This window comes from Mycobacterium heidelbergense (genome assembly GCF_010730745.1).
In the GTDB taxonomy this organism is placed as follows: domain Bacteria; phylum Actinomycetota; class Actinomycetes; order Mycobacteriales; family Mycobacteriaceae; genus Mycobacterium; species Mycobacterium heidelbergense.
Genome location: NZ_AP022615.1, coordinates 4884584 through 4899042, shown reverse-complemented (window position 1 = coordinate 4899042; position 14459 = coordinate 4884584). Strand labels below are relative to the sequence as shown.

Sequence of the window (14459 nt, the reverse complement as noted above, 5' to 3'; positions counted from 1 at the left end):
TTACAACGGGCGGCGCGGCACCTTCCTGCCGGTGATGACCTTGGCCGCGATCTTGATCAGCCGCGCCATGCCGACGTAGGTCATCGGATTGAACGCCGTCGGCCACGCGGTCCGGACGAGGTGTTCGGTCAGCGGTCGACCGGCGAACCGGTCCGTGAGCCAGCGAAGCGTCATGGGCGCCGACAGCGGGTGCAGGCAAATGTGTTCGTTGAACGCGTCCCGGTGGTAGGTGACGCTGGCGCCGCCGGCCGAATAGGCGTGCGCGAGTTCGTCGATGTCGTGCACGTCGATGAGGTAGTCGTGCACGGCCTGCACGATCAGCACGGGCGGCGTCGGCACCGTGGCGCCCAGCTTGATGCTGTCGAAGACCTGCGTCACCTCGGGCGTCGACAGGATCTTTTCGAGCGGCTCGTCCAGGTAGTCGCCCATGTCTTTGCCCGCCATCCGCAGCACGGCCTGGACGGTCGTCATGTCCTCCAGCGCGTCGAGCAGGGCGCGGCCCTCGTCACTGGTGTGTTCCTTGATCACCCGGTCGAGGTCGGGGTAGATGTGGGAGAGAGCCGCCACCACCAGCGCGGGCAGGCCGGCCAGGAAGCTCCCGTTGAGCCTGCGGAAGGTGTGGCCGAGGTCGCCGACGGGTGAGCCCAGCACCGCCCCCACGATGTCCAGCTCGGGCGCGTAGTCCCCGCACATCTCGGCGGCCCACGCGCTGGCCAGCCCGCCGCCGGAGTACCCCCACAGCCCGATCGGCGCCTGTGGGGAGGCTTCCGCCGACAAGCCGAGCCGTTCCGAACCCAGCGCGGCCCGGATCCCGTCCAGGACCCGGTACCCGGGCTCATACGGCGCGCCCCACGAACCGTAGAGGCCTTCGTGGTCGGGCACCGAGACGGCCCAGCCCTCGGCGACCGCGGCGGTGATCAGCAGGAACTCGAACTGGCTCAACGACCCGAGGGCCTTCGCCCTGCGCCGCAGCGCATAGGACGGGAAGCAGCGGGACGTCATGGCGTCGATCGCGCACTGATACGACAGCAGCGGGCACGTGGCCCCCGGGGCGCGCTCGGCCGGGACGATCACGGTGGTCACCGTCGCCTCGGGCTCACCGTTCATGTCCATCGTCCGGTAGAGCAGCTGGACGGCCGTGACGGGCTGGGGTACCAGGCCCAGAAACGCCAGCTCCACCTCGCGGGAGCGCAAGACCGTCCCCGGCTCGGCGTGCTGGTAGCCGGGCGGCGGCTGGTAGAACGGGTCGTCGCAGGGCAGCAGCGGGCGCACCTTGCGCTGCAGTTCCTCGTGCGGCGGCCGTCCGATCCATTGCGCGCCGTGCGTCCCCGCCAGATTGCCGAGCTCAACCATCAGGATCCCTTCTTGGCCATCCGGCATTCTCGCCCGGGAACGGGGCAGTGGCCAAAACGTCATCGCCGCGTTGTGCGCCAGTTCTCGTCGGCGTCACGCGCCCCCACGGACCCGGTGTTCCCGCCCAACCTACCGGCGCGGCGTGGCCCTCAACGGTAACTCAAAGCTGGCCTGGCGGCCGGAACGCGGCGAACTCGTCGGTCACCCGCAGCGACGAGTCGGTGAAGTGATACAGCGCCGCCGGACGCCCGCCGCTGCGGCCGGACTGCGCGATGGTGCCGGTCTGGCTGATGACCCCGCGCCGGACCAGGACCCGCTGCAGGTTCGTGGCGTCGACCTGGTACCCCAGCGCTGCGCCGTAGATGTCGCGCAGCGTGGAAAGCGCGAATTCCCTTGGTGCCAAAGCAAATCCGATGTTGGTATACGACATCTTGGCGACCAGCCGGGCGCGGGCGTGGGCCACCATCGGGCCGTGATCGAACGCCATCGGCGGCAGCGAATTCACCGGATGCCAGCGGGTGTCCGGCGGCAGCTCGGGGGTGGCGGGGGAGGGCACCAGGCCCAGGAAGGTCGACGCGATCACCCGGGTGCCGGGCACCCGGTGTGGGTCGGAGAACACAGCGAGCTGCTCCAAGTGAGCCAGCTCTCGCAGGTCGACTTTTTCGGCCAGCTGGCGGCGCACCGAGGTGGTCAGGTCCTCGTGGTTGCGCAGCCGCCCGCCGGGCAGCGACCACGCGCCCCTTTGCGGATCCCGGGCACGCTGCCATAACAGCACGTTCAGCTGGGGTTTTTCCGTTCGGGGGGCCTTCGTAACCTGCTCGGTGGCCTGGCGAACCTGGAACACGACCGCAAGCACTTCGTGGGCGGTGCTACTATGGGCCATGTTTTCGATTGTAAGTCGAAAACCTCCCGGATGCGAAAGGAGCACTCCGTGACGGTTTTGACTCGCATGGACACGCTCGCGGACGACATGGCTGCCCGTATCACCAACACGCCCACCGGCTACGCCGGTCTGGACGGCGACGAGCAGTGGGCGGCCGAGGTCCGGCGGCTGGCGACGCTGCGCGGCGCCACCCTGCTCGCGCACAACTACCAGCTGCCCGCCATCCAGGACGTCGCCGACCACGTGGGCGACTCGCTGGCGCTGTCGCGGATCGCCGCCGACGCGCCCGAGGACACCATCGTGTTCTGTGGCGTGCATTTCATGGCCGAGACCGCCAAGATCCTGAGTCCGGCCAAGACCGTGCTCATTCCCGATCAGCGGGCGGGCTGCTCGCTGGCCGACTCGATCACCGCCGACGACCTGCGCGCCTGGAAGGACGAACACCCCGGCGCCGTCGTCGTCTCCTACGTCAACACCACGGCCGCCGTGAAGGCGCTCACCGACATCTGCTGCACCTCGTCCAACGCGGTGGAGGTGGTCGAGTCCATCGACCCGGACCGCGAGGTGCTGTTCTGCCCGGACCAGTTCCTCGGCGCCCACGTGCGCCGGGTGACGGGCCGCACCAACCTGCACGTGTGGGCCGGTGAGTGCCACGTGCACGCCGGCATCAACGGTGACGAGCTCAGCGACCAGGCCGCGGCGAATCCCGACGCCGAACTCTTCGTGCACCCCGAATGCGGTTGTGCCACTTCGGCTTTATACCTCGCGGGCGAGGGCGCCTTCCCGGCCGATCGGGTGCGGATCCTGTCCACCGGCGGCATGCTCGACGCCGCTCACGAGACCCATGCCCGCAAGGTGCTGGTCGCCACCGAGGTCGGCATGCTCTACCAATTGCGCAGGGCCGCACCGCACGTCGACTTCCGCGCGGTCAACGACCGCGCCTCGTGCAAGTTCATGAAGATGATCACCCCCGCGGCGCTGCTGCGCTGCCTGGTCGAGGGCGCCGACGAGGTTCACGTCGACCCGGACATCGCGGCGGCGGGCCGGCGCAGCGTGCAGCGGATGATCGAAATCGGGCAGCCGGGCGGCGGCGAATGATGGCCCGTCCCGAATGGACCCATAACGCCGACGTCGTCGTCATCGGCACCGGCGTCGCGGGATTGGCCGCGGCGCTGGCCGCCCATCGCGCCGGCCGCAGCGTCGTCGTCCTGTCCAAGGCGGACCGCGCGCGGGGAGTGACGGCGACCCACTACGCGCAGGGCGGCATCGCGGTGGTCCTGCCCGACAACCCGGATAATCAAGACTCCGTGGATGCCCACGTCGCCGACACCCTGGCCGCGGGCGCGGGCCTGTGCGACCCCGAGGCGGTGTCCTCGATCGTCGCCGACGGCTACCGCGCGGTCTCCGAATTGGTCTGTGACGGGGCGCGATTCGACGAATCCGTCCCCGGCCGTTGGGATTTGACCCGCGAAGGCGGGCACTCGCGGCGACGCATCGTGCACGCCGGTGGCGACGCCACCGGCGCCGAGGTCCAGCGCGCGCTCGACCATGCCGCTCGGGTGCTGGACATTCGCACCGGCCACGTGGCCCTGCGGGTGCTGCACGACGGCAGCGCCGTGACCGGCGTGTGGGTGGGCAACCCGGACGGCTGCGGGATCGTCAGCGCGCCCTCGGTGATCCTGGCCTCCGGCGGGCTCGGGCACCTCTACGCCGCGACCACGAACCCGGAAGGCTCCACCGGCGACGGCATCGCGTTGGCGCTGTGGGCCGGCGTCGCGGTCAGCGATCTGGAGTTCATCCAGTTCCATCCCACGATGTTGTTCTCCGGCGAGACCGGCGGGCGGCGCCCACTGATCACCGAGGCCATCCGCGGCGAGGGCGCGATATTGCTTGACCGGCAGGGCAATTCGATCACCGACGGCCTTCACCCGATGGGTGACCTGGCGCCGCGCGACGTCGTCGCGGCCGCCATCGACGCCCGGCTGAGGGCCACCGGCGATCCGTGTGCCTTCCTCGACGCGCGCGGCATCGAGGGCTTCGCGGCGCGGTTTCCCACCGTCACCGCCGCCTGCCGGGGCGCCGGCATCGACCCCGTCCGCCAACCCATCCCGGTCGTTCCGGGCGCGCACTACAGCTGCGGCGGCGTCGTCACCGATGTCTACGGCCGCACCGAGCTGCCCGGGCTGTTCGCCGCGGGCGAGGTGGCCCGCACCGGGATGCACGGCGCCAACCGCCTGGCGTCCAACAGCCTGCTGGAGGGCCTGGTGGTCGGCGGCCGCGCCGGCGAGGCCGCCGCCGAACACGCGGCGGCCGCCGGGCGTGCGCGCGCCGTGGCGCCCGAGCCGATCGCCCACACCGCGCTGGAGCGCGCCGAACTGCAACGCGCGATGAGCCGCGACGCCTCGGTGGTGCGCGACGCCGCCGGGCTAAACCGGTTGTCCGACAAGCTTTCCTGGGCGCGGGCCCGCGCCCAGGCCGGCCGCCGCGACTTCGAGGACGTCGCGTTGACCCTGACCGCGCGGGCCGTGACCGCGGCGGCCTTGGCGCGCACCGAAAGCCGGGGTTGCCACCACCGCGCCGAGTACGCGGACGCGGCGCCGGAACAAGCCCGCGGCGGCGTCCTCCGGCTGGCCGACGACCAAAGCTCCGTGCTGGTGGAGGCGCTGGCGGCGGTGGGTTGACGATGCTGGCCGGCCCCGAACTCGACGCCGCGCGAGACGCCATCCGGCGCGGCCTGCAGGAGGACCTGCGCTACGGGCCCGACGTCACCACGCTGGCCACGGTGCCCGCCGGCGCGACGGCCACGGCGTCGATGGTGCCCCGCGAGCCGGGCGTGATAGCCGGGGTGGACGTCGCGCTGTTGGCGCTCGACGAGGTGCTCGGCGCGGGCGGCTACCAGGTGCTCGACCGCGTCGAGGACGGTGCCCGGGTGCAGCCCGGCGAGTCGCTGTTGACGGTGCGGGCCGAGACCCGCGGCCTGTTGACCGCGGAGCGGACCGCGCTGAACCTGATCTGCCACCTGTCGGGGATCGCCACCGCGACGGCGGCCTGGGTCGACGCGGTGCGGGGCACCAAGGCCAAGGTCCGCGACACCCGCAAGACCCTGCCCGGCCTGCGGGTGCTGCAGAAATACGCGGTGCGGCTCGGCGGGGGCGTCAACCACCGCCTGGGGCTGGGTGACGCGGCGCTGATCAAGGACAACCACGTCGCGGCCGCGGGGTCGGTGGTCGAGGCGCTGCGCGCGGTCCGCGAGGCCGCCCCCGACCTGCCGTGCGAGGTGGAGGTGGACTCGCTCGAGCAGCTCGACGCGGTGCTGGCCGAAAAGCCCGAGCTGATCCTGCTGGACAACTTTCCGGTGTGGCAGACGCAGACGGCGGTGCAGCGCCGCGACGCCCGGGCGCCCGCCGTGCTGCTCGAATCGTCGGGCGGGCTCAGCCTGCAGACCGCGGCGACCTACGCCGCGACCGGCGTCGACTACCTGGCCGTCGGCGCGCTGACCCACTCCGTGCGCGCGCTCGACATCGGCCTGGACATGTAACTCTTTCCCTCGCCGCCGGGCTTTCAGCGTGATTCCTGGGCGGAACCGCCCGGCGTGTCGCCGCCGCGGGTTCACGCTCAAAGCCCTCAGCGCACACTCGATGCGGGTGGGGCGCCGCGTCAGGCGATGTCGGCGACGAAAACCGCCATCCGGGGAGCCTGCATCTTCGCCAGAAACGGCAGGCCCTCGCCGTCGGAACCGGCCGGCAGGATCCGCGGATTGGTGAGGTGCACCGTGCGGCGGGCAAAGCGCACGTCCGCCTGGCCCGCGGCCAGCACGTTCTTCACCCAGTCGGTCTTCCCGTGAGCCAGCGCGATCGCCAGCACGTTCCCCTTGCGATAGGCCGTCACGATGGTTTTGTACGGCGCACCGGACTTGCGACCGCGATGCTCGATGGTCCCGGTTCCGGGCAGATAGCGCGCGATCGGCTTGAGCGCCTTGTTGAGGTATTTGACCTGAAGGTTCTCAAACCAGACCGGAAAGACCATCGGGACGCCCGGCGCGTTGTTGGGATGATCCTTTTTGGACATGACCGCACTGTACCGGTCGGATATCCACTTGAGTTGCTCTGGGACAATGGAGGCGATGAACACCACCGCAGCACCCGTGATCGCCCGCATCGACTTGCGCGGCGCGCAGCTGACGGCCGCCCGGCTGCGGGCGGCGCTGCCGCGCGGTGGCGCCGACGTGGACAGCGTGCTGCCCCGGGTGCGGCCGATCGTCGAGGCCGTCGCCGAGCGCGGGGCCGAGGCGGCGTTGGAGTTCGGGGCGTCGTTCGACGGCGTTCGGCCCCCGGCCGTGCGGGTGCCGGCCGCCGCGCTCGAAAAAGCGCTAGCGGATCTGGACGCCGACGTGGCCGAGGCGCTGCGGGTGATGATCGATCGCACCCGCGCCGTGCACGCCGACCAGCGGCGCGCCGACGTCACCACCGCCCTCGGGCCCGGTGCGACGGTCACCGAGCGCTGGGTTCCCGTCGAGCGCGTCGGCCTGTATGTGCCCGGCGGCAACGCCGTGTACCCGTCCAGCGTGGTGATGAACGTGGTGCCGGCGCAGGCCGCCGGGGTCGGCTCGCTGGTGGTGGCCAGCCCGCCGCAGGCGGAGTTCGGCGGGTTGCCGCACCCCACGATCCTGGCCGCGGCCCGGCTGCTGGGCGTCGACGAGGTGTGGGCCGTGGGCGGGGCGCAGGCGGTGGCGCTGCTGGCCTACGGCGGCACCGACACCGGGGTCGAATGGCCCGGCTTCTCAGCGGACCGAACACGGTCCGCATCGTCGCCGGACGCAGCGGCCGAACTCGTGCCCGTCGACATGATCACCGGCCCCGGCAACATCTACGTCACCGCCGCCAAGCGGCTGTGCCGCTCCCGGGTGGGCATCGACGCCGAGGCCGGGCCGACGGAGATCGCCGTCCTCGCCGACCACACCGCCGACCCGGCGCACGTGGCCGCCGACCTGATCAGCCAGGCCGAGCACGACGAGATGGCGGCCAGCGTGCTGGTGACCCCGAGCGAGGACCTGGCCGCCGCCGCCGAGCGCGAGCTGGCCGCCCAGCTGCGCACGACGGTGCACCGTGAGCGGGTGACCGCCGCGCTGGGTGGGCGCCAGTCGGCGATCATCCTGGTCGACGACCTGGACGCCGGCATCAAGGTCGTCAACGCCTACGCGCCCGAACACCTGGAGATCCAGACCGTCGACGCGGGGCGGATCGCGGACCGAATACGTTCGGCCGGAGCAATTTTCGTCGGCCCGTGGGCGCCCGTGAGCCTCGGTGACTATTGCGCCGGATCCAACCACGTGCTGCCGACCGCGGGCTGCGCCCGCCACTCCAGCGGCCTGTCGGTGCAGACGTTCCTACGTGGCATCCACGTCGTCGACTACACCGAGGCGGCGCTCAAAGACGTGTCCGGGCATGTGATCACGCTGGCCGAGGCCGAGGACCTGCCGGCGCACGGCGAGGCGATACGGCGGAGGTTCGAGCGATGACGGCCCAGAGGCCCACGCTGGACGACCTGCCGCTGCGCGACGACCTGCGCGGCAAATCTCCTTATGGCGCACCGCAATTGGCGGTCCCTGTGCGGCTGAACACCAACGAGAACCCGCACCCGCCCACCAAGGCGCTCGTCGACGACGTCGTGCGCTCGGTGGGCGAGGCCGCCGCGGACCTGCACCGCTACCCCGACCGCGACGCGGTGGCCCTGCGCCGTGACCTGGCGGGCTACCTCACGGCGCAGACCGGCGTCCCGCTCGGTATCGAAAACCTTTGGGCCGCCAATGGTTCCAACGAGATCCTGCAGCAGCTGCTGCAGGCGTTCGGCGGGCCGGGCCGCAGCGCGATCGGGTTCGTCCCGTCCTACTCGATGCACCCGATCATCGCCGACGGCACCCGCACGGAATGGCTCGAGGCCCCCCGCGCCGACGACTTCGGCCTCGACGCCGATGCCGCCGTCGCCGCCGTCGCCGACGGGCGACCCGACGTGGTGTTCATCGCCAGCCCCAACAACCCGTCGGGGCAGAGCGTTTCGCTGCCGGATCTGCGGCGGCTGCTCGACGTGGTTCCGGGCATCCTGATCGTCGACGAGGCCTACGGCGAGTTCTCGTCGCAGCCCAGCGCGGTGGCGCTCGTCGAGGAATACCCGGCCAAGCTCGTCGTCACCCGCACCATGAGCAAGGCGTTCGCCTTCGCCGGCGGCCGGCTCGGGTATCTGGTCGCCACGCCAGCGGTGATCGACGCGATGCTGCTGGTGCGGCTGCCGTATCACCTGTCGTCGGTCACCCAGGCCGCGGCCCGGGCGGCGCTGCGGCACGCCGACGACACGTTGGCCAGCGTGGCCACGTTGATCGCCGAACGCGAACGCGTCACGACGGCCTTGAGCGGCATGGGCTTTCGGGTTATCCCCAGCGACGCCAACTTCGTGCTGTTCGGCGAGTTCGCCGACGCGCCGGCCGCCTGGCAGCGCTACCTGGACGCCGGCATCCTGATCCGCGACGTCGGAATCCCCGGCTACCTGCGCGCCACCACGGGCCTGGCCGACGAGAACGACGCGTTCCTACGCGCCAGCGCCCAGATCGCGGCCACCGAACTGGCCCCAGTCACCCCCATAGGAGCCCCGTGACCGCCACCCGCCGCGCGCGCATCGAGCGCCGCACCAAGGAATCCGACATCATCATCGAGCTCGACCTCGACGGCACCGGGCAGGTCCACATCGACACCGGTGTGCCGTTCTACGACCACATGCTGACGGCGCTGGGCAGCCACGCCAGCTTCGACCTGACCGTGCGCACCGAGGGCGACCTGGAGATCGAGGGGCACCACACCATCGAGGACACCGCGATCGCGCTCGGTCAGGCGCTCGGGCAGGCCCTCGGCGACAAGAAGGGCATCCGCCGGTTCGGGGACGCCTTCGTCCCGATGGACGAGGCGCTGGCCCACGCCGCGGTCGACGTGTCCGGGCGGCCCTACTGCGTGCACACCGGGGAGCCGGATCACCTGCAGCACACCACCATTGCCGGCAGCTCGGTGCCCTACCACACCGTCATCAACCGGCACGTGTTCGAGTCGCTGGCCGCCAACGCCCGCATCGCGCTGCACGTGCGCGTCCTGTACGGGCGCGACCCACACCACATCACCGAGGCGCAGTACAAGGCCGTCGCCCGCGCGCTGCGCCAGGCGGTCGAGCCCGATCCCCGGGTGTCGGGCGTGCCGTCCACCAAAGGCGTTCTGTGACAAGGTCGGTTGTTGTCCTGGATTACGGCTCGGGCAATCTGCGGTCGGCCCAGCGCGCGCTGCAGCGGGTCGGCGCGTCGGTCGAGGTGACCGCCGACCCGGGCGCCGCGGCGGCCGCCGACGGGCTGGTGGTGCCCGGGGTGGGCGCGTTCGAGGCGTGCATGACGGGCCTGCGCAAGATCGCGGGGGAGCGGATCATCGCCGAGCGGGTGGCCGCCGGACGCCCGGTGCTGGGCGTCTGCGTGGGCATGCAGATCCTGTTCGCCCGCGGGGTCGAATTCGGGGTGGAGACCAAAGGCTGCGGCCAATGGCCGGGGGCCGTCACCCGGCTGGACGCCCCGGTGATCCCGCACATGGGCTGGAACGTGGTGAATTCCGGGCCGGGCAGCGCGCTGTTCAAGGGGCTGGACGGCCTGGATCCCCCGGCCCGGTTCTACTTCGTGCACTCCTACGCCGCCCAGCGCTGGGACGGCTCCCCGGCGGCGGTGCTGACGTGGGCCACCCATCGGGTGCCGTTTCTGGCCGCGGTCGAGGACGGGCCGCTGGCCGCCACCCAATTCCACCCGGAAAAGAGCGGCGACGCCGGCGCGGCCGTGCTGAGCAACTGGGTCGAGGGACTGTGACGACTTCCGCGAAACTGCATTCCACCACGCAAACGTCGAGAGGACGCGTCGCCAGTTGCAGTCTCGGCGACCAGGAGGAATTTTGTTAATACTGTTACCCGCCGTCGACGTGGTCGACGGACGCGCCGTGCGACTCGTGCAGGGCAAGGCCGGCAGCGAGACCGAGTACGGCTCGGCGCTGGACGCCGCGCTCGGCTGGCAGCGCGACGGCGCCGAGTGGATCCACCTGGTCGACCTGGATGCCGCGTTCGGCCGCGGCTCCAACCGCGAACTGCTCGCCGAGCTGGTGGGCAAGCTCGACGTGCGGGTGGAGCTGTCCGGCGGAATCCGCGACGACGACTCCCTGACCGCGGCGCTGGCCACCGGCTGCGCCCGCGTCAACCTCGGCACCGCGGCGCTGGAGAACCCGCAATGGTGCGCGCGGGCGATCGCCGAGCACGGCGACAAGGTCGCCGTGGGCCTAGACGTCCAGATCGACCCGGGAAATCCAGGCGGCGAGCACCGGCTGCGCGGACGGGGCTGGGAAACCGACGGCGGCGACCTGTGGGACGTGCTGGAACGCCTTGACGGTCAAGGGTGTTCGCGGTTCGTCGTCACCGACGTCACCAAGGACGGCACGCTGGGCGGCCCCAATCTCGACCTGCTGGCCGCCGTGGCCGATCGCACCGAGGCCCCGGTGATCGCGTCCGGCGGAGTGTCCAGCCTGGACGACCTGCGCGCCCTGAACAACCTAGCGACCCTCACCGGCCGCGGGGTCGAAGGCGCCATCGTCGGCAAGGCCCTCTACGCCGGCCGGTTCACCCTGCCGGAGGCCCTTGCCGCGGTGAAGGTGTAGGGCACAATGGATTTGAACGCGCTGGTGTCCCCCTTGGTTGACAAGGCATCGGCGATCCTCGACGCCGCCGTGCCGCGATTCCTCGCGGGCCACCGCGCCGATTCGGCGGTTTCCAAGAAGGGCAACGACTTCGCCACCGAAATCGACCTGGCGATCGAGCGGCAGGTCGTCTCCGCGCTGGTCGCCACCACCGGCATCGGCGTGCACGGCGAGGAGTACGGCGGCACGGACGTGGGCTCGCCGTGGGTGTGGGTGCTCGATCCCGTCGACGGCACCTTCAACTACGCCGCCGGATCGCCGATGGCCGCGATCCTGCTGGCCCTGCTGCACGACGGCGATCCGGTGGCGGGCCTGACCTGGTTGCCGTTCATTAACGAGCGCTACACCGCCGTCGCGGGAGGCCCGCTGATCAAAAACGGTGAACCGCAACCTGCGCTGGATGCCACGGAACTGGCCGACAGCCTCGTCGCGGTGGGAACGTTCAGCGCCGACTCGCGGGGCCGGTTCCCGGGACGGTACCGGCTCGCGGTCCTGGAGAACCTCAGCCGGGTGTCCTCACGGCTGCGGATGCACGGGTCCACCGGGATCGACCTGGTCTACGTCGCCGACGGAATACTCGGCGCCGCAGTAAGTTTCGGTGGTCACGTCTGGGACCACGCCGCCGGGGTCGCGCAGGTGCGCTCGGCCGGCGGCGTCGTCACCGACCTGGCCGGTAAACCGTGGACCCCCGCGTCGCGGTCGGTGCTGGCCGCGGCGCCCGGTGCGCACGGCGAGGTCCTCGAGATCCTGCGCGGCGTGGGCGATCCGGAGGACTACTGACATGTACTCGGGCACCGGCCTTGCCGTGCGCGTGATCCCGTGCCTGGACGTCGACGCCGGGCGGGTGGTCAAGGGGGTCAATTTCGAAAACCTCCGTGACGCCGGCGACCCGGTGGAGCTCGCGGCGGCCTACGACGCCGAGGGCGCCGACGAGCTGACCTTCCTGGACGTCACCGCGTCGTCGTCGGGCAGGGCGACGATGCTGGAGGTGGTGCGCCGCACCGCCGAGCAGGTGTTCATCCCGCTGACCGTCGGTGGCGGGGTGCGCACGGTCGCCGACGTCGACACCCTGCTGCGCGCGGGAGCCGACAAGGTTTCGGTCAACACCGCCGCCATCGCCCGGCCGGATCTATTGGCCGAGATGGCAACCCAGTTCGGCTCCCAGTGCATCGTGCTGTCCGTCGACGCCCGCACGGTGCCCACCGGATCGGCACCGACGCCGTCGGGCTGGGAGGTCACCACCCACGGCGGCCGCCGCGGCACCGGCATCGACGCCGTCGAGTGGGCGGCCCGCGGCGCCGAACTTGGGGTGGGGGAGATCCTGCTCAACTCGATGGACGCCGACGGCACCAAGGCCGGGTTCGACCTGCCGATGCTGCGCGCGGTGCGCGCGGCGGTCAGCGTGCCGGTGATCGCCAGCGGCGGCGCCGGGGCGGTCTCACATTTCGCGCCCGCCGTCGCCGCCGGTGCCGATGCGGTATTGGCGGCCAGCGTCTTTCACTTCCGCGAGCTGACGATCGGTCAGGTGAAGGCCGCGATGGCCGAAGCGGGGATCGCTGTGAGGACGGCGCGATGACGCTGGACCCCAAGATCGCCGCGCGCCTGAAGCGCAACGCCGACGGGCTGTTTACCGCCGTCGTGCAGGAGCGCGGCAGCGGCGACGTGCTCATGGTCGCCTGGATGGACGACGACGCGCTGGCCCGCACGCTGGAAACCCGTGAGGCCACGTACTATTCGCGATCCCGCGGCGAGCAGTGGGTCAAGGGAGCGACGTCGGGGCACACCCAGCGCGTGCACTCGGTGCGACTGGACTGCGACGGCGACACCGTGCTGCTGACGGTCGACCAGGTCGGCGGCGCCTGCCACACCGGCGACCACAGCTGCTTCGACGCCGACGTGCTGCTGAAACCCGAAGCCTAACCGGGGGTCACGTCCAGCCCGTTGGCCGCGGCTATCGCCGCGCGGGCCCATTCGTGGCGGGACACGGCCGGCTGGATGCGGTCGCGGCGAATGATCTCGAGATCGATGGCCTGTCCGGTGATCAGCGCGTTGGGCACCCGGAAGGAGAAGGCCGGCTCGTCGGTGGCGATGGCCAAGAGGGCGTCGCTGTCGGTGAAGTTGTTGGCGCGCATGGTGTTCTCGGCCCACCTGAGCGGCCTGAGGCCGCCGAAGTCCTTGACGTAGACCACCCAGAGTCGGGTGCCGCGCCCGTTGCTGAGCTTGGTGAGCGCGCGGTTCACCGCGTCGGACTCGAGGGGGCCGAGCACCCCGGATTGGTCGGTGATCTGACTGGACAGCGTGATCGCCGGCGCCGACGGCTGTGGGGCGGTGTTGCGCGGCGGCGGCGCCTCCGACTGCGACGGGGCGGCGGCGGCGCTGTGCTGATTGGTGTGGGTGCCGAACATTCGGACGCCGGCGTAGGCGCCCACCGCGACCAGGGCGACGCCGACCAGCGCCCCGATCGCCAGCGCCGGTCCTCGCCAACCGTTGCGCGCTTTCGGTGTGGGCGCCGGCGGTGGGCTCGGGCGCTGCGCGATGACTTCCGTCGGGGCCGCTGCCACCGCGGACGCGGCGGTGTCGAGCTGGTCACCGAGGGCCGCCGCGAAATCCGCGCACGTCGGGTAACGGTCGTCGGGCTTTTTGGCGAGAGCCTTGGCGAGGGCACCGTCGAGGTCGGCCAGTTCGGGTCGGCGCTCGCTGATGTGCGGTGGCGGCGCGGACAGATGCTGGGTGATGACCACCGCCGGGTTGGAGTGCCGGAACGGGGCCGACCCGGCCAACAGGTCAAACGCGGTGCAGCCGAGCGCGTATTGGTCGGCGCGCCCGTCGATGTCCGAACCCTGCAATTGTTCGGGCGCGCAGTACGCGGTGGTGCCCACCAGCATGTTGGTCGCTGTGAGCCCGCTGATGTCACCCAGCTCGCGCGCGATGCCGAAGTCGGCGAGCAGGATCCGTCGTCGCGGGCTGGCTTGAGAAACCGAGCTCAGCAGGATGTTGGCCGGCTTGACGTCGCGATGCAGCAGTCCGCGCGAATGAGCGTAGTCGAGCGCGTCGGCGACGGCCGAAATGATCTCGACGACATCGCTTTTCGGCATCCCGGACGGGTACCGGTCGCGCAGCAATTTCGCGGCGTCGGTTCCCTCCACGTAGTCCATCGAGATCCACAGTTGCCCTTCGTATTCGCCGCGGTCGTGGATGCCGACGATGTGCTCGTGGTACAGGCTCGCGGCCAGATCGGCCTCCCTGTTGAAGCGCTGGCGAAATTCGTCGTTCGCGGTGAGCTCGCCGGGCAAGATTTTGAGCGCGTCGCGGCGGGGCAGCCGCGGGTGCTGGGCCAGATACACCTGCCCCATGCCGCCGGTTCCCAGGCGCCGAATGACGGTGTACCCGGCGAACACCTGTCCCTCGCGGAGGCCTTCGCCCGGGCCTTCGGCGCGCGCATCGGTTTTCGGCATGTGAGCATGCTA

15 protein-coding genes are annotated in these 14459 nt (G+C 71.0%); 11 read left to right on the top strand and 4 right to left on the bottom strand.

Going from position 1 to position 14459, the window contains the following annotated elements:
• Entirely contained in the window at positions 1-1353 is a 1353-nt protein-coding gene (locus G6N25_RS22795) for a lipase family protein (protein ID WP_083074848.1), read from the bottom strand.
• Between the two features lie 160 nt (positions 1354-1513).
• Positions 1514-2236 carry an NUDIX hydrolase gene (locus G6N25_RS22790; RefSeq protein WP_083074780.1) on the bottom strand — a complete coding sequence of 241 codons (723 nt, stop codon included), beginning with the start codon at positions 2234-2236 and terminating at the stop codon, positions 1514-1516.
• A gap of 48 nt (positions 2237-2284) precedes the next feature.
• On the opposite strand from G6N25_RS22790, the gene nadA reads away from it, so the two are divergent.
• The 3 genes from nadA to nadC are packed head-to-tail and all read left to right on the top strand — an operon-like array spanning position 2285 to position 5774.
• A complete protein-coding gene (nadA, locus tag G6N25_RS22785) occupies positions 2285-3334 on the top strand; it encodes a quinolinate synthase NadA (RefSeq protein ID WP_083074847.1) in 1050 nt (349 codons plus the stop codon).
• On the top strand, positions 3334-4917 hold the full coding sequence (locus G6N25_RS22780; RefSeq protein ID WP_408632425.1) for an L-aspartate oxidase: 1584 nt from the start codon (positions 3334-3336) through the stop codon (positions 4915-4917). The genes nadA and G6N25_RS22780 overlap by 1 nt, the downstream gene beginning before the upstream one ends.
• 2 nt (positions 4918-4919) lie before the next feature.
• Positions 4920-5774: a carboxylating nicotinate-nucleotide diphosphorylase gene (nadC, locus tag G6N25_RS22775; RefSeq protein WP_142272704.1), complete on the top strand. Its 855-nt coding sequence runs from the start codon at positions 4920-4922 to the stop codon at positions 5772-5774.
• A gap of 119 nt (positions 5775-5893) precedes the next feature.
• Here nadC and G6N25_RS22770 read toward each other — a convergent pair whose 3' ends face one another.
• Positions 5894-6304 carry a nitroreductase family deazaflavin-dependent oxidoreductase gene (locus tag G6N25_RS22770; protein ID WP_083074845.1) on the bottom strand — a complete coding sequence of 137 codons (411 nt, stop codon included), beginning with the start codon at positions 6302-6304 and terminating at the stop codon, positions 5894-5896.
• 76 nt (positions 6305-6380) lie between these two features.
• Here G6N25_RS22770 and hisD point away from each other — a divergent pair, with 76 nt between their 5' ends.
• From hisD to hisI, 8 genes are all read left to right on the top strand, one after another.
• Positions 6381-7754 carry a histidinol dehydrogenase gene (gene hisD / locus G6N25_RS22765; RefSeq protein WP_163672642.1) on the top strand — a complete coding sequence of 458 codons (1374 nt, stop codon included), beginning with the start codon at positions 6381-6383 and terminating at the stop codon, positions 7752-7754.
• A complete protein-coding gene (locus tag G6N25_RS22760) occupies positions 7751-8884 on the top strand; it encodes a histidinol-phosphate transaminase (RefSeq protein WP_083074774.1) in 1134 nt (377 codons plus the stop codon). Before hisD ends, G6N25_RS22760 begins: the two co-directional genes overlap by 4 nt.
• Entirely contained in the window at positions 8881-9495 is a 615-nt protein-coding gene (gene hisB, locus G6N25_RS22755; protein WP_083074772.1) for an imidazoleglycerol-phosphate dehydratase HisB, read from the top strand. Before G6N25_RS22760 ends, hisB begins: the two co-directional genes overlap by 4 nt.
• The gene (gene hisH, locus G6N25_RS22750; protein WP_083074771.1) at positions 9492-10118 is read left to right on the top strand and encodes an imidazole glycerol phosphate synthase subunit HisH; all 627 of its coding nucleotides are present in this window, start codon (positions 9492-9494) and stop codon (positions 10116-10118) included. The genes hisB and hisH overlap by 4 nt, the downstream gene beginning before the upstream one ends.
• 82 nt (positions 10119-10200) lie before the next feature.
• Positions 10201-10953 (top strand): bifunctional 1-(5-phosphoribosyl)-5-((5-phosphoribosylamino)methylideneamino)imidazole-4-carboxamide isomerase/phosphoribosylanthranilate isomerase PriA, encoded by a 753-nt coding sequence (priA, locus tag G6N25_RS22745; protein ID WP_083074769.1) that lies wholly within the window; start codon positions 10201-10203, stop codon positions 10951-10953.
• A gap of 6 nt (positions 10954-10959) precedes the next feature.
• On the top strand, positions 10960-11772 hold the full coding sequence (locus G6N25_RS22740; RefSeq protein WP_083074768.1) for an inositol monophosphatase family protein: 813 nt from the start codon (positions 10960-10962) through the stop codon (positions 11770-11772).
• Between the two features lies 1 nt (position 11773).
• Complete coding sequence (gene hisF, locus G6N25_RS22735; protein ID WP_083074766.1) at positions 11774-12568, top strand: imidazole glycerol phosphate synthase subunit HisF; 795 nt, start codon at positions 11774-11776, stop codon at positions 12566-12568.
• Positions 12565-12912, top strand: a complete 348-nt coding sequence (hisI, locus tag G6N25_RS22730; protein WP_083074764.1) for a phosphoribosyl-AMP cyclohydrolase — start codon at positions 12565-12567, stop codon at positions 12910-12912. The genes hisF and hisI overlap by 4 nt, the downstream gene beginning before the upstream one ends.
• On the opposite strand, the gene G6N25_RS22725 is transcribed toward hisI, so the two are convergent.
• Complete coding sequence (locus tag G6N25_RS22725; protein ID WP_083074763.1) at positions 12909-14447, bottom strand: serine/threonine-protein kinase; 1539 nt, start codon at positions 14445-14447, stop codon at positions 12909-12911. The two genes, hisI and G6N25_RS22725, sit on opposite strands and share 4 nt — an antisense overlap.
• Between the last annotated feature and the right edge of the window lie 12 nt (positions 14448-14459).